Source organism: Streptomyces cellostaticus, from assembly GCF_023630175.1.
Classification (GTDB): Bacteria; Actinomycetota; Actinomycetes; order Streptomycetales; family Streptomycetaceae; genus Streptomyces; species Streptomyces cellostaticus_A.
Genome location: NZ_JALLIN010000029.1, coordinates 67,225 through 87,367, shown reverse-complemented (window position 1 = coordinate 87,367; position 20,143 = coordinate 67,225). Strand labels below are relative to the sequence as shown.

Sequence of the window (20,143 nt, the reverse complement as noted above, 5' to 3'; positions counted from 1 at the left end):
TCTATGCACCGGTCGCTCGCCGGATGTGGGGCAGTGATCACCGATCAATTCAGCTGATACCTGAACAGACCGCAGCGGCCGTGTGCATGATGGGACGCCACGCCCTCTGGGGGTGTACGACGGTCAGTGGGTACCGGCCAGGATAGCGGAGGGCACGGGGACGATGATGACGTGGGCCGAGGCCATGGCGTGCGGTGCGGGCGGTGGTCTGATCGCCGAGGCGGTCGTCACCTTCGGGCGCTTACGCTCCTGGCAGCAAGCACGGCACGCACAGCGGGCGGTGGCGGGTGACCTCCCACCGATCGGGGTGTTCATCGACCCGCCGGCGGATGGACTTGCCGCCCTGTTCCGAGTCCTGCTGGGCGGCATGGCGGGCTGGCTGCTCCACACGGAGGTGACCGGCGTGTACGCGGCCGCGGCCGTGGGCGCGTCCGCGCCGGCGCTGCTCGCCCAACTGGGCCGGTCCACCACAGCCGACGGCGCTCTCCACAGCGCCCCCGGTGGCCAGGATCCGGGCGCTTCCCCAGCCTTGCCGGAACAGAGTCTTCCGCCGGTGTCCGAGGAGGCAACCCCGTGAACGCGAGCCCGCTCGCTCGGCGCTCCTGGCGGTCTTTCATCGGCGCACGGCCACCTGGCACGCCCCGAACGGTGGGCCGCGGCCGCGCAGGACACACCTTGTGGCAGCGAGTCCGGGCATCGTTCCTCGGCTTCGACCTGCCGGTACGGCCCGCCCCGACTGCGACGCCCCGAACCCCGGGCACCGTGCCTCGGCAGTCCACCGCGGGGGGATCCCGCAACCGGCAGCCAGACGTCCGCCCCGCCCTGGGGTGGTTCGAGCTGCCCGCGCTGTCGCCAGGCGGCGCCCTGACCGCCGCGGGCGGTGACGCGGTGGTGCTGGAGGCCGCCTCGCCCGACGGCCGGGTCGCTTTCCTGGTGCGGAGCACCGGCGATGGCGAGCCCTCGTACAGCCTGGAGTTGGTCCTGCGCAGCGACGACGGCGCCCGGCCGCTGATGTGCCTGATCCGCTACGCCCGGCCCGACGGCCGCATGCGGGAGCTGCTCGTACCGGTCGTGCGGGGGACGGTCGGGCCCGCGGCGTCATACGTCCAGCTCCCGGAATTCTCCGTCGGAGCAGCCTGGACGGCTTCGGTTTCCATTCCGGTGGGGTCGGAGTCCGACTGGGACACCGATACGGTGACCACCTCGATCGGGGCGGCCCTCAATGAAGCGACCCGCGAGGCCTGGCGGCGAGTGCGCGAACACGTTGGCGACGACCTGCCCGGCGTCATTGACGGTGCGCTGCGGTGACGGCCACCGACGTGCCCGGGTCTACCGGGGAGGCAGTCGACGGTGAACGGTCGCCCCGGGGCCCAGCGGGGGCCCGGGCCGGACACGTCCCGGAGCGGGCCGCGCTCGAAGCCGTGCTGGAGGGGGCGACGAGTTCACAGGCCGCCGTGAAAGAGCTGCTCGGCGAGCGGCAGCTGTGGTGGAAGTGCTGCGCAGAGGCGGTACGCGCCGACCCTGCATGGTTCGCAGGCGAACGTGCCGGAGAACTGGCCGCCTGGCTCGATGCGACGGCGCCGGACCGGGCGGGCGGCCCGGTGTCGTCCGCCCGTCAGACCTATCTGCTGGGCCGGGCTCTGAGCCCGCCGGAGGACCAGGCGGAGGACCAGGCGGAGGACCAGGCGGAGGACCAGGCGGAGGACCAGGCGAAGGACCTGGCCCGGCTGCGGGAGACCTGGCGGTCGAGCGGACTACTCTCCCCCGACGCACTGCCCCGGCTCGGGCAGCCGTCCGGCGGTCAGAGCGGCGGCCTGCCGCCGGAGATCACGGCCCGGCTGGACGACGTCCGTGAACGGATTGCGCGGCTGCGCCCGCACACCGAAGGCGGGGGGCCGGAGCCGAGCGGGCCCGGGAACGTGCTGGTGATCGCCGCGCTGCTGATGGCGGGCGCCGAGGTGCGCAAGCGGCCCGTCGTACGGGTGCCGGTGGTGTTCGGACAGTCTGCGGACGGTCCCGACCGGGCTGCGCCGGAGCTGGGGGTCACCGGTGTTCTGGAGCTGCGCGAGTTCCCCGCAGGCCCGGCCGGGCTGTACCCCGATCCACGAGCGATGGCCGGGACGCACAGCCCGAACGGGCAGTTCGCCACAGCTGTGGGCCGTGCGTGGGGGGCGGCGGGCGCCGGGCGCGAGGGCCGCTGCGTGCTGTGGCGCATCGTCCTGTCCGATGATCCGCTGCCGCCGCCACGGATCGAGGGCCCCTCTCTGGGCGTGGCCTTCGCCCTGGGCCTGCGCGAGATACTGCGCCACCCCCGGTCCCGGCGGCTCAGCGGTGCCTGGATCCGAGGCGTTTTCTACGGGCTGAGGCCACGAACCGCGGTGACGGGGGCCCTGGATGACGGCAAACATCTGCTCAAGATCAGCGGCATGGAGGTCAAGCTGCTCAAGATCAGCGGCATGGAGGTCAAGCTGCTGACAGCGCGCCGCAAGGGACTGCGCCTGGTGGCGCCCGAGGCGAACCGGGCGGACGTCGCCCACGCGCCCAAGCCGGGCGACGTGCGGTTCGCGGCGACCTTGAAGCAGGCCGACCGGTACGCCCGGCAGTTCCGCACCGGCTGGCTGGTGACAGCCCTGGTGTTGGTCTCCGCGGCCTCGCTGGCGGGGTTGGCTGTCTATTACCACTACGCCGAGGCGAAGACCCGGCTGGAGAACGCCCACCGACTCGCGGACGTGTCTCAGAGGCTGATCTCCAGCGATGTCGGGCTCGCCGAGCTGTTCGCAGCGCAGGCCTACCGTCAGCACGCCGACGCGCTCACCCGCCATGCACTCTTCCAGGCGGTCACCGCCAGCCCGCACATGGTCGGCAGTGTTCGGGCCAGCGGGCCGGTCTCTGCGCTGGCGACTACGCCGAACGGCGATGCCCTGCTCGCGGGGACACAGGGCGGTGAAGTCGAGCGGTGGACGGTCACCGCAACGACAGCGGCCGGCAGGCAGCACGTCGGCCGCATATCCGAGCAGGTCACCGCAGTGGCGTCGGATGCCTCTGGGAACGTCGTCGCGGCGATCGGCCACGACTCGGTCGGTGTCTGGAAGGGCGACGCCCTGGCCCCAACCCCGGTCCTCCCCACAGGACAGCAGCCCACCGCCGTGGGGGTCTCCCCATCGGGACGCTTCGTCGTCGTGACGACTACCACCGGGTCCCTCGACCCCCCGCCCACGGCGTGGGTGCTGGACAGGTCCACGGGAGCTACCAGCCACCTCGACCTCGCGGACATGGCCTACGGGGCACCGCATGCCATCGCCTTCTCCGATGACTCGCACCTGATGCTGTTCGACGGTGGCGGCACGTGGGAGGAACTCACCGTGCCGGGCCTGGTGCGCACCCGCGGGAGCGCGATGAACTTCGGCAACCAAAACTACCTCTCCGCGCTCGCCCCGGACGGCAGCCACCTCACCTACAGCACCGGGGCCGGCTTCTCGCCAGTCTGGGTGGCAGAGGGCTCCCCCGATATCGAAAAACCGCCGCTGCGGGCCCGGTTCCCGGAAGGCGTCCCCACAGCCCTGGTGCTCAGCCGTGGCGGCACTCGGGCAGCCGCAGCCCTCGGCACCACCCTCTACGTGTCACGGACCAGCACGCCGGACCAGGCGCCGTCCGAGCCTCTCGTCCTGCCCGGAGCCGGCACGGTCCCCGCCGGCGGGCTCGCCTTCCTCGGCCCGAGCGGCCACAAGCTCGTCTCCGCCGCCGGGGACCTGCTGACCCTGTGGGACCTCGACCGGCTGTCGAGGATCGCAACACAGACGACTGCTGTCATCGAGCTTTCCTGCAAATCATGTTTGATGCCGCGCGTCGCCCTGACCCCTGACGGCCGTAGGGCGGCGGTTCTGAGCGACAGAGGGGTCACTGTCACCCTCGATGTACGGAGCCTCGATCCGGCGGACGCCGGCCGGCCGTCTGCGGGCCGACCGCGACTGGACAAGAGGTACGGGGCGGTGGTTTGGAATGCCGACGGATCGCGGGTCATCACGGTGTCGGAGGACGGGAGCGCCCTGATCATCGACCCCAGCAACGAGATGCGCGTGACGGGCAGATGGCGGGCTCTGCCCAACCCGCTCCGGCTCGACGACGCACCGGCCCTGCTCCAGTTCCTTCCGGGCGGCCGGGAAGTGGCCCAGCTGGACGCCTCCGGCACGATCCGCATCAGAGAACCGGCCACCGGCCGCGTACTGCGCCAGACAGCCGGACCGCGCGACATGGCCCCGACCGTGTACGGGACCCACGCATTCCACCAGGGGACGGCGGCCCTGGACCGGCTGGCCGCCCACGCCGCCTTGATCAAGTACGACTTCGAGAGCGACCACCACGAGATCCGGGTCGTCGATGCCGCCACGGGCAGCTACCGCGTGATCGACGCAACGGGTTTCCAGGGCCTCGCGTACGCGGATGACCAGCTGCTCGTCCAACGAACGTCCGGGGACCTGGAAGTCTGGTCCCCGGATGGGGCCCGGCCGCTGGGGACGCTCAAGGGCACGCCCGGAACGGCCGTCGGGCCTGTCGTCGGCAAAGGGTTCATCGCCGCGATCCCGGGCAACGAGAACACCGTCCAGCTCCTCGACCGGCCATCGGGCGACGTGCTCGGCACTCTGCCCATCCCTGCGGGCCCGAAGTCCATATCCACCGGTCTGGCCTTCTCCGTGGACGGCACCCGTCTGGTCGCGGCGACCGAGTTCCGCAGGGCGGAGGGCGACCCTGACACCGTCGAAGGTATGGGCACTCTGATCAGCTGGCGACTCGACCCGAACTCGTGGATCAGCGCCGCCTGCAGCTCGGCCGGACGGGAGCTGACCCCAGCCCTCTGGAAGCAGTACCTGGGATCCGACGTGCCGTCGAGTCTGAGCTGCGCACCATGAGGCCCGCCGGTCGGCGGAACGGAGGACCGATGAGGAACATGAGCCCACGCTCCGCCCCCCGTCGCGGCCCGGCAGGGACTGCGGCCCGCCCCCGGCACTGGGCCGTCGCCTGCGCCGCCTTGCTGGTACTGGCATCGACCGCGGCGGACGGCCGGAACGCGAAGAACGGCCCCGCCGACAGCCCGGTCCCCGGCATGTCTGCCGGAGCCCTGCAGCAGGGCGCAGACAGCGTCATCCCACTGCCCGGCAACTCCGCCGCCGCATCACTGGCCCTCGCGCCCGACGGGACACTCTGGGTCGCAGAGAGGGATGTCGGCGGTGTCGCCAGGATCGACCCTTCGGGGACCATCACCCAGTACCGGCTCTCCGAAGGGCAGGCACAGGTCTCCGGCATCGCACGGGCCGGGGATGGAACGGTCTGGTTCACCGCATTGGGGCAAATCGGGCGTCTGCACCCAGACGGAAGAATCACCCGCGCAGACTTCGACTACGTGGAGGACCCGGAAGGGATCACCGTGGGTCCCGACGGAGCGGCCTGGTTCACCACCACCTTGCATCCTGCGATCGGCCGCGCCGACGCGACGACGGGGCAGCCATCCATTATGCCCAGCACGATCGACCTTCCCGCCGACAGCATCACGACCGGACCGGACCAGGCCGTGTGGTTCTCGCAGGTCGCCAAGGAGCCGGGCGGCTCTGACGGCATCGGACGCGTGAGCATCAAAGGGAGGTATACGAGCTGGCCGCTACCGCCAGGCACAGCACCGCACAACATCACCGCCGGGCCCGACGGGGCGCTGTGGTTCACTCAGCGCGGCGGCATCGGGCGCATCACCGTCCGCGGCGAGGTCTCATCCTTCCCCGTACCGCAGGCCGAGCGCCCGAACTGCGTCGCCGCGGGCCCAGAGGGCGCGGTCTGGTTCACCACGGCCACCAAGGTCGGGCGGCTCGCGCCGTCGGGCAAGGTCACCCTGTGGTCCGTGCCGGGCGCGGTGCAGCTGAGTGCTCTCGTCGCTGTTCCGGGCGGAGGGTTCTGGCTCGCGGACAGCAAGGCGGACGTGGTCCGTCGTTTCTCGCCACCGCGTTGAAACCACCGAGCGCCCGGTCGCGGCTTGCTCCTGCCCCGGCCAGCATGTGCCCAGGGGCACTCGTGCCACAGGCTGCCCGCCGAGAATCTCAACTGACCGATCAGACCCGGCGGGTCACGGCGCGATGGGGCCTTTCTGCTTGTCCGGGTGTGCCGAGAGGACGTAGCGGGTGGCGGAGAGGTTGGACAGGCCGAAGAGCTCCATCAGCCGGACGGGGTCGGCGCTGTGGCGTGCCTCGTCGACAATGCGGTCCACGCGTAGGCGTCCGGCCGGCAGGCCAAGGCGTTTGAAGAGCTGCTGGATCATGCTGGCGCTGACGGGCGGGCCGGAATCGTCGACGGCGGTGTTGCGGTTGACGAAGAGGTGAGGGTTGGAGCTGTCAGGCCAGCGCCGGTGGCGCTGGAGTTCCCACTCGGTGGCCAGGCGCAAGGTGAAGGCGTCGAGGTAGATGACGTGGTCTATACGCCCCGCCCGGCGCAGGCGCAGTCGGCCCTTGCTGCGGTCGAGGTCGGTTCGCCGGAGGTGGACCAGTTGTCCGGGGAGGAGGGCGTAGATGGCGACGAGGGCGACCATGAGACGGTCGCGGGGCTCGCTGAGCCGGTCGAGGAGGCCGGCGATGCGGTCGGAGGGCAGCGCGGTCGGCACGGATCGAGTGCTGGTGAGGGAGATGGTGCGGGCGGGATCGCGGAAGACGAGGCGTTCGCGCTTGAGGGCCCTGAAGAATGAGCGCAGGGCGGTGTGCAGGCGGCGGGCCGGGTCGCCGCGGAGCGGGTCCAGGGCGTCCTCGATGTGCTTCTTTGTGACCTCGCGAGGGTCGGTGAGCCCGTCGGCGATCCAGGCTTCGAGCGTGTCCAGGATGGCGGCCACGTAGTTCTCGATCGTCTTGGGGCTGCGGGCCCGGCTGGCGGTGCCGCCCTGGCCGAGGAGCACGTCGATGAAGGTGTGCGCGGCGGTGGAGAAGGCCGGGTGTGTGACGGCGGTGGCGTGGTGCCGGGCGCGCGCGGTGCACGGATCGCTGGGCGGGCGTCGAGCAGGCCGCGCAGGCGGAGATAGTTGATGACTCGGGCGCCGTGGAGGTTTGGGTATGCGGAGACCAGGGCCCGGATGTCGCCCTCCTGGATGGGAACATCGGCGCCGAGGTGGCCGGTCACGATGCGCAGGGTTCGGGTGCTGCCGTTGAAGGAGTGGGTGCTCCATCCGCGGCCGCGCATGTACGAGGTGAAGTCCGCGACGAGGGCGGCTGCGGCTGGGGTGAGAGCGGGTGGCCTGGAGGTGTCCAGACGGGACCAGTCCCGTGGCGGAGCCGAGAAGAGTTCCAGCTGAGCAGGGTCAAGGAGATGCTCGGACGGTCTCGGTGCGGACGCGGCTCGGGCCCTGGCGCGGCGGCGTTTGAGGGCGAAGCGGCCTTGGAGCGCCGCGGTGCCGGGCTCCAGGCGTCCGACGGCCAGTCCGGCGGCGTGGGGGCGGGCGAACCACAGCTGGTCGCCGTTCTTCATCGCGATCCGGGCGGTGTCGACCTCGGTTTCGGCGATGACGATCCGGCACATGCGGCACATCCCGTCGCTGAGCATCAGGGTGCGGTGGCAACGGCCGCACTCGGCGTCGGTGCCGCCGCGTTTGCGGATCTCGTGGCACCAACTGGTGCACGCCGCGCACATGACCCGGCGGTCGTTCGCCCAGGCCAGGCAGTGCGTGCACTGTCCGCGCAGCTCCGGATCCCGCTGGCCGCCCTGGCGGGTGGGCCCGGTTCCGCGCGGCGGGATCACCCGGCGCGATGGGGGCGGTGCGAGGAGACCGGCACGGTCCAGGGCCTGTCCCAGGATGGGACCGTTGTAGAGGAGGTCTTTCAGGGCCGCGGTGGCGACCTGGTGCTGGTCGGGGTCGCGGGCAGCCAAGGCCAGGCGGGCGAAGCCTTCGAGCCGCCAGATCCACATGGTCCGGGCGCGTACCCGGCGCTCGTCCGCCAGCTGCTGCAGTTGCTCGGCGACGGCATCGAATCCGGGGATGCTCCGGTCCGCGATGCGGGCCGCGTGGGTGCGGACGAACTGGCGGGCCGGAGTCGGAAAGAGCCCCAGCTGCCCAGCGATCTGGACAGGACAGATCCGGGGATCGTCCTGGACCGGGTCGGGAAGCCGGGCCCGTAACCATGCGGGGATGGCCGCTCGCCGCCCGGACTTGGCCTGGGGCATCCGCACGGGCCTCGTCTCGGGCAGGGAGATCCCTTCGATATCCACGGTGAGCTGCCGCGGCCGGCCAGGCGCGAGGACTTCGTCGTGCAGCTCACCCCACGCCCAGGGGTCGTCCTCCCCGAGACGGACGGCCAACAGGCAGGGCGCGCACACCCCGGTCCGCGGCACCGGCACAGTCCACCCGCAGCGCCGACACTGAGCCTCGCTCCAGCCGTCCCTGCCAGAGGACACGCGGGTCCACGCCCACGCGCACCGCGGGCACATGGCCTTCCCGTTCACCGCTCCCCAGGTCGCGCACTTTTCGCACGAGCCGAGCAGCCCAAACCCCCTGATCACCAGCCAACCCCAATCAGTTCGGCGGCAGCGAGCGCCGGGCTCCGCCGCTGCCCGGCCTGGGAATCGGGCGTGCGGGTCCGCTCTCGCCGACGGCGCGCTGCCCGGATTCCAGGCATCCCTCGGCCGCCACCGGCTCGGCTTCCATCAGGTCCGCAACCGTGCACTGGAGGGCGGCGCAGATCTTGTCCAGGTCCTCCAGCCGGACCGTGACCGGGGTGCCCGACCACAGCGCGGCCACCTTGCTCAGGGACGGGGTGAACCCCACCTCCCGAAAGGCCGCCTGCAGCTGGGTCGGGCGCCAGATGTCGCGCTTGGCCGCGGCCCAGCGCAGATTCCACTTCAAGGGATCACGCCTCCGTGCTCAGCCGGCGAACCGCTCGCCGGGAAGACTCCAGGCTCGCCCGCTCCGGGTCGCCCTTCGCGGTCGCGAGATAGCCGACCGTGGTGGAAGCCCAGACATGGCCGAGCAAAACCTGCACGTCCCACAACGGCATCCCCGCCTCATAGTTGTGGGTCGCGCAGGCGTGACGCAGGAGATGCGGAAAGAGCTCGCCGACCGGGCCCCGCAGATGCTCGTGCGAGGCCATCTTCAGCGCGCGCCGGAAGGTGTCGGGCACCACTGGCGGGGCGAGCAGTCCGTCCATGCCGGCCAGCGACTTCGCCAGCCGCTCAGAGGGAAACAGCGGCGCCCGCGGGTCAGTGGGGTCATCGGGAAACTCGCCCCGCACCTCCTCGATGTACCACCACAGGAGTGCGCGGCCCTCTTCGAAGAGGAAGGCTTCGCGGTCACGGGGGCCGGAACCACCGGCGCCCTTGCCATGTACCAGGAACCGTCCCCACTGTCCGTTCTCCCAGTGCACGTCTCCGAGCTGCACCTGGCAGAGCTCCGCCGCCCGGACCCCGGAGATGTACGTCAGCTTCGACATCACGTAGTTGCGGACCGCCACCGGGTACTTCCGCGCCCGCGGCAGCGCCTCCCGCCACGCGGCGAAGAACTCCTTCGTCGCCCGGGCCGACGGCGGGATCCGGAGCCCGAAGTCCCCCCGGTGGACCGGCCGGTTGAACGCGTCGACGGGTGACTCGACCACCGCGCCGAACCGGCGGTGAATCTCGCCGGCGTACCGCTGTTCCAGGAAGGCGTAGTAGAGGTCGATCCGGTTGATCTTCGACCGGACCGTCGTGTGCCGCGGCCGCTTGCCCGGGCCCGCGAAGTACTGGTCCAGCTGCCGCGAGCTCAGCTGCCACGGCATGACGTCGTAGTACGAGCAGATCTCCAGCACCGGCTGGACCAACGACTCCAGCGTTCGCGGTGACAGGCCCGCGACGTCCCGGGCCCATACGTACTCGGCAAGGGAGTCCTGAAAGAGCGCCCGCTCGGCTTCCACGGATACGGACGCCGCGGCCTGTCGCTGGAGCGTCAGGACGTTAGCCAAGCCCGGCTCCGGCCGCGCTTCTTCGCCAGGCCGGTCCTTCACAGCAACGTCGCCGCCCGTGACGAGCGAGAGGCGACGAGTCCCGGAATCCTTCACAAGGAAGCAAATTACGGAGGGAACTCGTGGAATCTGCGAGCAATCGTCAGATACCCACACGATCGAGTGAAGCGCCTGCCCGCGACCCCCACCTGCATGAACAGCCGCAACTCCCGCACGGGCCAGCGGAACGAACCCGTCGGCGCTCCAGTTTCAGGGCGAAGAGCTCGCCTTCACCGACCAGCTGGCGGGGCAGGACATAGGTGTCTTCGACCGTCTCCTCGGCCAGGATCGGTGTGCCGGCCGCGATCCGGCCGACCAGAGGGACCTCAGCCGCCGCGGGCTCGCTCTCCGGCCCCTCGTACTCTCTCGCAGAGCGAGGCCATGAGGGTGGCGATCCCCTCGCTTGAGCGACTGGCAGATGTCCTTGTCCTGGCCCGTTCGCGCCGGATCAGCCGAAGTGGGTACATCGGTACCTACTCCTACACGGTTCATGGGGCGGGATGTCGATTCGTCAGCGGCAACGGCATTGAGGTCGATGTGGACTTCGCAGCCGACGGGAGCGAAGTCTTCGACATCTGGCGGCTGCGCTGGTATGGACTGAGCCTTTCGGGGCCTGTTGACGTCACGGATGAGGACCTTCGGTCCGCAGTGCGATCGCTGCAACCGCTTCTGGCCGAGGTACGGCCGGGGTGGTTCCGCGTAGTTAGCTGATCGCTTCAGGATGATGTCCGCGGATGGCGGAGGCATATGAGGCTGCAGGCCAGTTCAAGCAGGCCCTGATGGAGATCGGCGCCTCGCTCCTAGCGGGTGCGGAGCCGTCTGAACTGGTGCAGCCAGGCGCGCTCGACGACCCAGCGCACCTTGCCCAGTCCGGAAGCGTGGGCGACGCTGCGTCGGGCGATCAACGGCTTGATGCCGCGTTTCCACAGCAGTCGGCGGTACTTGTCGAAGTCGTAGCCCCGGTCCGCATACAGACGCCGGGGCTTGCGGCGGGAGCGTCCCCGAGCTTGCCGAAGCGGCACAACGGCGTCGAACAGGGGCAGGAGCCGTGTGACGTCGTGTCGGTTGCCGCCGGTGAGGGTGACGGCAGGTGGGGTTCCGTGCCGGTCGACGATCAGGTGGTGCTTGGAGCCGAAGCGGGCGCGGTCGACGGGTGAGGGGCCGACGTGGTCCCCCCTTTCAGGGCCCGGACGTGGGAGCCGTCTACGGAGCAGTCGTCCAGGCCCAGCAGGTCGCGGCGAAGCTCGGTCAGCAGGGCGGCGTGCAGGCGTGGCCAGACGCCGGCCTCGGTCCAGTCCCGCAGCCGGCGCCAGGCCGTCACCCCGGAACAGCCCACTGCCTCCGCCGGGACGTCCCGCCAGGCAACACCGGTCCGCAGCACGAACAGGACGCCGGCGAGTGCTGTTCGGTCAGGAACACGCCACCGCCCGGGATGACGGTGGCGTCGTTAGGGAGCGGGTGGCAGCAGCGGGGCCCCGCTCCCACAGGTCGTCCGGAACAAGATCAGCACGCACCCGGACGCCTGGCCGACCAAGATCTTCCAGCGCAAGACCCGCAGCTCAACTCATTCTGAAACGATCAGTTAATGCCTGGGGCAGGCCTCTCGCATGACAAGCCGAGTGGTCTGCTGATGCCGTTCAGGGGATCGTCGCTTCGGGTGGATCCCGCCCGAAGCGACGGCTGGGCCGCAGGTACCGCCCGCCGTACAGTGGCTGCCTGGGCAGGGACGGGGCGCCCCGGCTGAAGCCGATCGTGATCACGGATGACGCTCGCAGGGCGCGGCCGCGCTCCTGGGCCTGTCGCGAACGTCCTGTCGTCCGCCCGCAGGATGGGGCTTTCGCGATCTGCCCGGACGGCGCGCCTAGAGCGGAGTGGGTTTGATCATCGCGAACGGCGCGCCCTGCGGGTCGGCGACGACCGTCATGCGGCCGGCCATCATGTCGAACGGCGGGGCGAGCACCGTGCCGTTGCGCTTGACCAGGGCGTCCACGGTGGAGTCGACGTCGTCGACCGCGAAGTAGGTCAGCCAGTGCGCCGGGGTGCCCGGCGGGTCGTTGGCGAGCCGCGTGACGCCCCCGACCGCGCGCCCGCCGACCCGCAACTCCCAGTAGGACTCCGCACCGTCCAGCGGCTGGATCTCGATGCCGAACGCCTCGCCGTAGAAGGCGGTGGCGGCGGGCACGTCGCTGGTGTGCAGCTCGTTCCAGGTCAGAGCGCCCGCTTCGTTGACGACCCGGGCGCCGTGGAACTCGCCGGGCTGCCAGACCCCGAACACCGCGCCCTGCGGGTCCGAGGCGACCAGCATCCGGCCGAGCGCGCCGACGTCCATCACCGGGGCGAGCAGGGTGCCACCCGCGGCGACGATCGCGTCCTGGGTGGCCTGGGCGTCGGTGCTGGCCAGGTAGCTGGTCCAGACGGTGGGCGGCTCGGGCGCCCCTTCGGGGGCCATCGCCGGGCCGATCCCGGCCACGGCCCTGCCGTTCAGCTCGCAGACCGCGTACCCGCCGAACTCGGCCGGACCCGGTTGGCCCTGCCAGCCGAACAGGTCACGGTAGAAGTCCAGCGCGGCCTGCTGGTCCTTCGCCATCAGATCGACCCAGCACGGCGTGCCGGTCCGATACGGAGTGGTGACTTCCGCCATTTTTCGCCCTTTCTCGTGCACTGTGTCCGCCAGCCTTCCGCCGGGAACGGGGATCCGCGGCCCGACACGCCGCCGCGTATGGCCGGACACGCATCGCCCCCGTCCCTCGCCACCCGCCTCTCGCCACTCGCCACTCGCCACTCGCCACTCGCCTCCGAGCGCGTACCGCGGAGCTCCGGCGGGCATCGGTGGCGCGTACGCTCCTTCCGGCGATCCGGACGGGACCGTACGGGCCGGAACGGCTACGCGGCCTGCTGCGAGGCGGCCGCACCGGGATGCAGGTCGTCGAGGGTGAGCTGCCGCGCCGGGAGGTCCGGAAGGAGGATCTGACGGCTCACCCGCAGGTCGGAGCCCACGTGCAGGAGCTCGCCGGACTCCAGAAGGCGCCAGTCGGGATGGTCGTCCATCCGCTCGCTGGCGACGACGACGGCGGGGTGCTCGGCGAGGGAAGCCGAGTGGACGCGCATACGGCCGCCGCTGCCGCTGTGATCGAGATGCCGGCTGCCGTGCCGGCCGCCCGCCGGACGCTCGAGGACGTACAGCTCGTTGGTGTCCGGATAGCGCAGCGCCCACAGCTCCCGGGGTGTGATGAGAATCAGGTTCATGGCGAACACGGGCAGGTTCGCGGCGATCCACCGGGCGGCCTCCCGGATGCCCCCGGTGACGTCACCGCCGTTGCGCCGGGTCTCTCGGGTGATCAGGGCGAAGAAGCGCTCGGAGTCCGTGTCGCCGCGGACCGGCGACCGGTCCTCGCCCAGGTGGTCGTCGAGCGCGTCGAGGCCCTCGATCACGCCGTTGTGCGCGAAGAGCCGCCCGTCCTGCTCGAAGGGATGGGTGTTGCGCATGGTGAGGCCGCCGGTCGAGGCGTAACGCACATGGGCGACGAAGGTCACGGACTCGTCCCGCCGGGCCTCCTCGGCGAAGGCACGGTCACGGAACGCGGCGATGGGCGCCTTGTCCACGCACGGGGTGCCGTCGGCGCGGAAGCGGCCCAGTCCGGTGCCGTCCGGGTCGCGGTGGCTCTGCTCGCTGAGGCTGTCGGGTGCGTCCAGCAGCCAGAAGGTGGCGTGCGTACGGAGTGGGGCGCTGCTGAGGCCGAAAAGGCGACACATGGTTTCCTCCGTGGTGGCCCGCTCCTGACGGGATGCCGACCGGGTTTCCCCCTCGCTGACTCGCCATGCACCCGATGCGCTCACGCGCCGCGGTGCGGGCCCCCTCAGCATCGGGCAGGACGGGGGCGACGGCGAGCGGGCCCCGGTGGAACGGCGGCCCACCGGCGCGCCGGGCCGCCCGCGGGAGCGAGAATGGGCGCATGGCAGGGGGCGAGCGCGAGATCGCGCTGAGCAAGGAGGACCTTCGTGAGGTCGCCGCGTTCGCCGCGGCGTGCGCGGAGGCCGTGCTCGAGGTGTTCGAGGCCGATCGACCGGACGACTCGCGGCCCCGGGAGGCCATCGGTGCCGCGTGGGAGTTCGTCCGGGGCGGTGAGCGGGGGAAGTCCCTGCGCGACACGGCGTGGGCGGCCCTCAGGGCGACCAGGGTCGCAAGGACCGCGGCGGCCCGCGAGGCCGCCTGGGCGGCGATGTACGCGGCGGGCGCCGCCTACCTGCATCCGCTGCCGGAGCCCACCCAGGTCAAGCACATTCTCGGAGCGGGCGCGCACGCGGCCAGGGTGGCGGAACTCGTCGCCGGCGACGATCCGGGGCGGGGCGCCGGACACGTCGAGCGAGTGGCACGCCGTGCGACACCGGGCCTCGTGGACGTACTCGTACGTTTTCCGCCGGCACCGAGTGGCGGTGGCCGGGTCGGCGAACTGATGCGCTTGCTGGACGGCGCCGTCCGTTCGTCGGCTCCCGCCGGGTGAACCGGAGCCCCGCGGTCCGTGCGCGCTCCCCACGCGCGTGCACGGGGCACAGGTGCGAGCTGCCGGGCGTTCGGGCTCACCCGAGTGGCGCGGCTCAGGCGCCGCCGGGCTGCCAAGTCCCGCTGGTTCGACCGGGAGCCGCATGTCGGGCCGTTGCGGTCGCGGGCACTGCCCGCGAAAGGGATTGGACGGGATGAAACCCGGGCTTGTACCTTTCAGGCGTCCGTGACACCGCCCGAGGAGGTGAGACCCATGAACGCTGTTTCGACATGGGTGCTCCCCCATCCCGTCACGGCCGGCGACTGACGTAGGCGTCGCCGGGAGCGCCTTCCGCAAAAGAGCACTCCCGAAAGGCAACACCTGTGCGTTCCCCGCAGTTCACCGCCGAGTCGTCGTCGCACGGCATGGTCGAGCGCGACTTCACCGTCGGCGGCGTCCCCGGTGTCCTCTGGTCGCCGGCCTCCGGCGTCGATCGCGCGCCCCTGGTCCTGATGGGCCACGGCGGCGGCGGCCACAAGAGGCATCCCTCGATGGCGGGCCGCGCCCGCCTCCTCGTGACCGGCTGCGGCTTCCATGTCGCCGTCGTCGACGCTCCGGGCCACGGCGACCGGCCGCGCAGCGCGCACGACGAGCAGGACATCGCCGAGCTGCGCAGGGCGCAGGCGGCGGGCGAGCCGGAAGGGTCGATCGTCGTCCGCCACAACGCGCGTCTGGCGGAACTGGCCGTCCCCGAGTGGCGGTCCGTGCTGGACGCCCTCCAGGAACTTCCGGAGATCGGCGCCGACGGGCCGGTGGGCTACGTCGGCGTCGGTCTGGGTACCGCGATCGGGGTACCGCTGGTCGCGATCGAGCCCCGGATCACGGCCGCGGTCTACGTCGCGACCTGGCCCGATGTCCTGATGGACGCGGCGCAGCAGATCACCGTCCCGATCGAGTTCGCCCTGCAGTGGGACGACGAGCGCGTCCCGCGCGAGGCCGGCCTCGCCCTGTTCGACGCCTTCGCCTCCACGGAGAAGACGCTGCACGCCAACGCGGGCCAGCACATGGAGCTGCCCAGGTTCGAGGCCGACAGCGCGGCCCGGTTCCTCGCCCGGCATCTCGGGCGGACGCACACCCCGGCGGCCTGAGGTGAGCGGCGGCGTCCGGACCCGCTCCGGACGCCGCCACCGCGGTCCGCGGGCGGGTCCGCGGCCCCTACCCGGTCCGGGATGCCCGCCCCGACCGCCTCAGTGGTCCCGCGTCCACCACGTGATGCCGGCGACCAGCGCCGAGCCGGTCGCGGCGGCCAGGCCGCGGACCAGGTGGAACACGGCCACGCGGCCGAGGCGCCGCACGGTGCCGGCACCCGTGTGGCGGCGGTCGGGGGCTCCGCGATTCTGGTTGCGTACCGGGCTGTTCGTCTGGTCGTTCATCGTGATCCCTTCATGGATGACGTTGTTCGTCGTTGTGCCGGGTTCACCGGTTCGAGAGCGCGAGGAGCCGATTCGGCCTGAACGCACGCCTCTTCACCGAGGAGGCCCCTAGGCTCCGGTTGCGACGGGGTGGGGAGGCGGTGGGTGACGGTGACTCGGGTGGATCGGGCCCCGGTGGTCGGTGCGGGTCCGGCCGCGCCGATCGGTGGGGCGCGTCCGGCCCCGACCAGACTCCCCCAGGACGCGGGCCGGGGTCCCGGACAGCGGACGGCTCCGGAATCACTGCGGGAACGCGCAGGTCAAGGGCGATCTCCCGGCAGCGGGTCCGGATCACGCCGGAGTCCTCACCCGCGGGGACGGGGATGAGTTCGTCCACCGCGGGGAACGACGCGGCGCGGGAGCAACGGCTGCGGCTGGGGCAACGGCTGCGTGAGCTGCGCGACGAGGCCGAGCTGACACAGGACGCGCTGTCCCGCCGGATCGGCTCGGCGTCCCAGACCCTCTCCGACCTCGAACTGGGCCGGGGCAGGAGGCTTCCGTCCCGGGCGCTGTTCGACAACTACGTCAGGGCCTGTCTGGCCGATCTGAGGACGGGTCAGCGGGCGAAGCAGAAGCGGTGGGAGACCCTTCTCGGCGAGTACCTGCTGTTGGGGAACCTGCTCGCTCAGCCGGTCCACCAGGTTCCCCCGTCGGTCGTACCGCCGGCGGGTCCTGACGACAGGTGCCCGTATCCCGGGCTGAGGGCGTTCACCGAGGACTCGGCCAAGTGGTTCTTCGGCCGCACGGCGCAGGTCGAGGAGCTCGTCCGGCTGCTCGGGACGCGCGTCGACGGAGGCGGGCCCGTCCTGCTCACCGGCGCCTCGGGGGCGGGCAAGTCCTCGTTGCTGAGTGCCGGGCTCCTGCCCGCGCTGCGTCAGGGGCGGCTGGCCGAGGACGGCTCGGACCTCTCCCCCGTCGTACGCACCACGCCCGGGCCGCATCCGCTGGCAGCCCTGGAGCGACGGCTGGCGACCCTCGGGGCGGACGGTCACGGACCGGCGGTGTTGCTCGTAGACCAGTTCGAGGAGATCTTCACGCACTGCACCGACCAGGAAGAACGCCATGCCTTCGTGGCCAGGCTCGTCTCCGGGGCCGCCGGTGACGGACACGGGCCGCGCCCGACCCCGGTGGTGCTGGCGGTGCGCGCGGACTTCCTGCACCGCTGCATCGCCGTACCCGGGCTGGCCGGGGTGATGGGCAGGGGCAGCCTCGTGCTCGGGCCGATGACCGAGCCGGAGCTGCGCCAGGCGATCACCGGGCCGGCCCGCGCCGCGGGCCTGGAACTCGAACCCGGCCTGGTCGAGACCCTCCTGCGCGATCTGGGTGTGCGGGGTGGACGGCATGACGCCGGGGCGCTTCCGTTCCTGGCGCACACCTTGCAGGCCACCTGGGCCCAGGGCGACGGACGGCGCATGACGCTGGCCGGCTATCAGGCGTCCGGGGGGATCCGGGACGCGGTGGCCAACACCGCCCAGGGGGTGTACGACGCCCTCGACCCGGAGCAGCGGCAGGCCGCCCGCCGGCTGCTGCTCCGTCTGGTCATCGTGGACGAGGGCGGTGAGGCAGTGCGCCGCCGGGTCAACGAGGACGAACTCGCTCACGAGGGCGGTCCCGCGCGGGTGGCGCTCCGGCGCCTCGTGGAGCAACGCCTCGTCACCGCCGACGACGGGGTCGTTCAGATCACCCACGAAGCGCTCGTCCGCGCCTGGGACCTGCTGCGGGAGTGGCTGGTCGAGGACCGCGACTGGCTGCGGGTGCGCCGTGATCTCACGGCCGCCGCGGAGTCCTGGCAGGCTCTGGGGCGCGACCCCGACAGCCTGTACCGAGGACACCGGCTGCTCAGGGCCGCCGACATGGCGCAGGGGCGGCGCGGCGACCTCAGTCCGCTGGAGTCGGCGTTCCTGACGGAGAGCGTGGCTGCGGCGGAGTCCGAGCTGAACGCCGCGGCGGCCGAGGCGGAAGCGGCCCGCCGCAGCAATCGGCGGCTACGGCTTCTGACCGCGGCCCTCGCCCTGCTGGTGGTCGTCTCGCTGGCTGCCACCCTGGTCGCGGGCTGGCAGTGGCGGACCGCCGAGACGGAGCGCAGGACGGCCGACGACAAGAGCCGCACCGCCATCGCCAGCGGCCTCGCCGCGCACTCCCGTGCGCTGCTCTCCTCCCGGCCCGGTCTTGCCGGTCTGCTCGCCCTCGCGGGGCTGCGGTACGAGGCCAACAGCGCCACGACCGCGAGCGCTCAGGACGCCCTGGCCGTGCCGATGTATCCGGTGCGTCCGCTGACCGGCCACGCCGGAGCGATCGCGGCGGTCGCGTTCAGTCCCGACGGCCGCACGCTGGCCGCCGGCGGTGCGGACGCGAGCACCCTGCTCTGGCGTGCCGGTGGCGATCGGGCGCCGGTCACCCTGGCCGGTCACACCGGTGCGGTCGCCTCCGTCGCGTTCAGCCCCGACGGCCGCACCCTCGCCACGGGGTCCGCCGACGGCACCGCGCGTCTGTGGGACGTGCGTTCCGGCACCACGGCCCTTCGCATCCCCGGTCGCACCGGGGCGGTCACGGCGGTGGCGTTCAGCCCCGACGGCCGCACCCTCGCCACGGGGTCCGCCGAGGGCACCGCCGAGCTGTGGGACAGGCGGACGGGCCGTTCCCTCGCCACCTTCTCGGGGCACACCGGCAGGGTGAGCGGAGTGGCGTTCAGCCCGGACGGCCGCACCCTGGCGACCGGCAGTTGGGACGACACCGCCCGGCTGTGGGACGTGCGGTCCCACCGTACGGCCGGGGTCCTGCGCGGTCACCGGGGCGAGGTCTACGCGGTGGCGTTCAGCCCCGACGGCCGCACCCTCGCCACCGGGTCCGCCGACGGCACCGCACGACTGTGGGACGCGCGTACCCTGCGTGCCACGGCGACGCTGCGGGGACACACGCGCGTGGTGGCGGCGGTGGCGTTCAGTCCGGACAACCGGACACTGCTGACCGGCAGTTGGGACGACACCGCCCGGCTGTGGGATCTGCGGTCGCACCGTACGGCCGGGGTCCTGGACGGCCATCTGGGCCGTGTCGACTCGGTGGCCTTCCGGCCCGACGGGAAGACGGCGGCCACCGCTTCGTCGGACGGGACGGTACGCATGTGGGGCACCACCGCCCGGAGTGGCACCGCGGTGCTGACCGGCCACCGGGACTACGTCGACTCGGTGGCCTTCGGGTCCGACGGTCGCACGCTCGCCACGGGGAGCCGGGACGGCACTGCCCGGCTGTGGGACCTGCGCACCGACCGTACGGTCGCCGTCCTCGACGGCGGCGGGGCGCCGGTGCTGGCCGTCGCCCTGAGTCCGGGCGCGCACGTGCTCGCGGCGGGCGACCAGAAGGGGGGCGTCCGACTGTGGGACACCCGGACGCACCGGATCATCACCACCCTGCGCGAGCACGGCGACGCGGTGGACGCGGTGGCGTTCAGCCCCGACGGGGACCTGCTGGCGAGCGGCTCCACCGACGGCACGGCCCGCCTCTGGGACACCCGCACCCATCGCCGCGTCGCGGTCCTGCGAGGGCACACCGGCTGGGTGGACGCGGTGGCGTTCAGCCCTGACGGCAGGACCCTGGCGACCGGCTCCACCGACGGCACGGCCCGCCTCTGGGACACCCGCACCCATCGCGGCACCGGCCGGTTCGACAGCGGGCGCCTGCTGAACACGGCGGCGTTCAGTCCGGACGGGAGGGTGCTGGCCGTCGGGGTCAGCGACGGCACCACGCGCCTGTGGGACATCACGGCCCGAAGGGTGGTCCGGACCATCGCCGGCCACACCGACGAGGTGACCGCCGTGGCCTTCAGCCCGGACGGAAGGGTCGTCGCGACGGCGAGCCGGGACCGCACGGCCGTCCTCCACCAGGTCGGCGACGGCCGCCCTCTCGCCACGCTGAGTGACGCGGCCGGCTGGGTCACGGCGGTGGCGTTCAGTCCCGACGGGAAGAGGCTGGCCACCGCGTCCTGGGACCGCACCGCCCGGATCACGCCGGTGCCCGGGCAGTGGGCTCACGAACTGTGTGAACGGGCGGGTCGCAACCTGACCCGCCAGGAGTGGAGGTCCTACGTCGGCGACACTCCCTACCGGCGGCTGTGTCCGGCCTGGGCCTCGCCGGCATAGCGGGCCGCCGCCCCCGCCGCGCCGAGCGGGCGCGGACATGGCGCGGGGCCGGTGGGGCGGGC

Annotated in this window: 15 protein-coding genes and 1 pseudogene; 9 read left to right on the top strand and 7 right to left on the bottom strand. The window is 72.1% G+C overall.

What is annotated here, in order from left to right; translation table 11 throughout:
• Positions 1 to 112 precede the first annotated feature (112 nt).
• The 4 genes from MXD57_RS19775 to MXD57_RS19760 all read left to right on the top strand — a co-directional run bounded on the left by MXD57_RS19775 (position 113) and on the right by MXD57_RS19760 (position 5,995).
• Positions 113 to 577 carry a hypothetical protein gene (locus tag MXD57_RS19775; RefSeq protein ID WP_250402862.1) on the top strand — a complete coding sequence of 155 codons (465 nt, stop codon included), beginning with the start codon at positions 113 to 115 and terminating at the stop codon, positions 575 to 577.
• A 98-nt stretch (positions 578 to 675) separates the two neighbouring features.
• Positions 676 to 1,308 carry a hypothetical protein gene (locus MXD57_RS19770; RefSeq protein ID WP_250402861.1) on the top strand — a complete coding sequence of 211 codons (633 nt, stop codon included), beginning with the start codon at positions 676 to 678 and terminating at the stop codon, positions 1,306 to 1,308.
• A 146-nt stretch (positions 1,309 to 1,454) separates the two neighbouring features.
• Positions 1,455 to 4,907: a WD40 repeat domain-containing protein gene (locus MXD57_RS19765; RefSeq protein ID WP_250402860.1), complete on the top strand. Its 3,453-nt coding sequence runs from the start codon at positions 1,455 to 1,457 to the stop codon at positions 4,905 to 4,907.
• A 119-nt stretch (positions 4,908 to 5,026) separates the two neighbouring features.
• On the top strand, positions 5,027 to 5,995 hold the full coding sequence (locus MXD57_RS19760) for a Vgb family protein (protein WP_250402859.1): 969 nt from the start codon (positions 5,027 to 5,029) through the stop codon (positions 5,993 to 5,995).
• Positions 5,996 to 6,109: 114 nt separating this feature from the next.
• On the opposite strand, the gene MXD57_RS19755 is transcribed toward MXD57_RS19760, so the two are convergent.
• Complete coding sequence (locus MXD57_RS19755; protein ID WP_250402858.1) at positions 6,110 to 6,925, bottom strand: site-specific integrase; 816 nt, start codon at positions 6,923 to 6,925, stop codon at positions 6,110 to 6,112.
• Between the two features lie 476 nt (positions 6,926 to 7,401).
• On the opposite strand from MXD57_RS19755, the gene MXD57_RS19750 reads away from it, so the two are divergent.
• Positions 7,402 to 8,139 carry a hypothetical protein gene (locus tag MXD57_RS19750; protein ID WP_250402857.1) on the top strand — a complete coding sequence of 246 codons (738 nt, stop codon included), beginning with the start codon at positions 7,402 to 7,404 and terminating at the stop codon, positions 8,137 to 8,139.
• 394 nt (positions 8,140 to 8,533) lie between these two features.
• On the opposite strand, the gene MXD57_RS19745 is transcribed toward MXD57_RS19750, so the two are convergent.
• Together MXD57_RS19745 and MXD57_RS19740 are read right to left on the bottom strand one after the other, a co-directional pair.
• Positions 8,534 to 8,863, bottom strand: coding sequence for a helix-turn-helix domain-containing protein (locus tag MXD57_RS19745; protein ID WP_250402856.1), 330 nt, complete (start codon positions 8,861 to 8,863; stop codon positions 8,534 to 8,536).
• 4 nt (positions 8,864 to 8,867) lie between these two features.
• A complete protein-coding gene (locus MXD57_RS19740; RefSeq protein ID WP_284505819.1) occupies positions 8,868 to 9,953 on the bottom strand; it encodes a tyrosine-type recombinase/integrase in 1,086 nt (361 codons plus the stop codon).
• Between the two features lie 192 nt (positions 9,954 to 10,145).
• Between MXD57_RS19740 and MXD57_RS32020 the strand changes: the two genes are divergently transcribed.
• Positions 10,146 to 10,703, top strand: coding sequence for a DUF6896 domain-containing protein (locus MXD57_RS32020; protein ID WP_374114729.1), 558 nt, complete (start codon positions 10,146 to 10,148; stop codon positions 10,701 to 10,703).
• A gap of 5 nt (positions 10,704 to 10,708) precedes the next feature.
• Here MXD57_RS32020 and MXD57_RS19730 read toward each other — a convergent pair.
• From MXD57_RS19730 to MXD57_RS19720, 3 genes and pseudogenes are all read right to left on the bottom strand, one after another.
• Positions 10,709 to 11,506, bottom strand: a pseudogene (locus MXD57_RS19730) (IS5 family transposase).
• Between the two features lie 347 nt (positions 11,507 to 11,853).
• Positions 11,854 to 12,633: a VOC family protein gene (locus tag MXD57_RS19725; RefSeq protein WP_250402855.1), complete on the bottom strand. Its 780-nt coding sequence runs from the start codon at positions 12,631 to 12,633 to the stop codon at positions 11,854 to 11,856.
• 242 nt (positions 12,634 to 12,875) lie between these two features.
• Entirely contained in the window at positions 12,876 to 13,745 is an 870-nt protein-coding gene (locus tag MXD57_RS19720; RefSeq protein WP_250402854.1) for a class II glutamine amidotransferase, read from the bottom strand.
• Positions 13,746 to 13,945: 200 nt separating this feature from the next.
• Here MXD57_RS19720 and MXD57_RS19715 point away from each other — a divergent pair, with 200 nt between their 5' ends.
• The gene (locus tag MXD57_RS19715) at positions 13,946 to 14,494 is read left to right on the top strand and encodes a putative immunity protein (protein ID WP_250402853.1); all 549 of its coding nucleotides are present in this window, start codon (positions 13,946 to 13,948) and stop codon (positions 14,492 to 14,494) included.
• A gap of 362 nt (positions 14,495 to 14,856) precedes the next feature.
• Positions 14,857 to 15,621: an alpha/beta hydrolase gene (locus tag MXD57_RS19710; RefSeq protein ID WP_250402852.1), complete on the top strand. Its 765-nt coding sequence runs from the start codon at positions 14,857 to 14,859 to the stop codon at positions 15,619 to 15,621.
• Between the two features lie 99 nt (positions 15,622 to 15,720).
• Here the strand turns inward: MXD57_RS19710 and MXD57_RS19705 are convergent, their stop codons facing one another.
• Positions 15,721 to 15,906 (bottom strand): hypothetical protein, encoded by a 186-nt coding sequence (locus tag MXD57_RS19705; protein WP_250402851.1) that lies wholly within the window; start codon positions 15,904 to 15,906, stop codon positions 15,721 to 15,723.
• A 362-nt stretch (positions 15,907 to 16,268) separates the two neighbouring features.
• Between MXD57_RS19705 and MXD57_RS19700 the strand changes: the two genes are divergently transcribed.
• Positions 16,269 to 20,081: an nSTAND1 domain-containing NTPase gene (locus tag MXD57_RS19700; protein WP_250402850.1), complete on the top strand. Its 3,813-nt coding sequence runs from the start codon at positions 16,269 to 16,271 to the stop codon at positions 20,079 to 20,081.
• Positions 20,082 to 20,143: the final 62 nt, after the last annotated feature.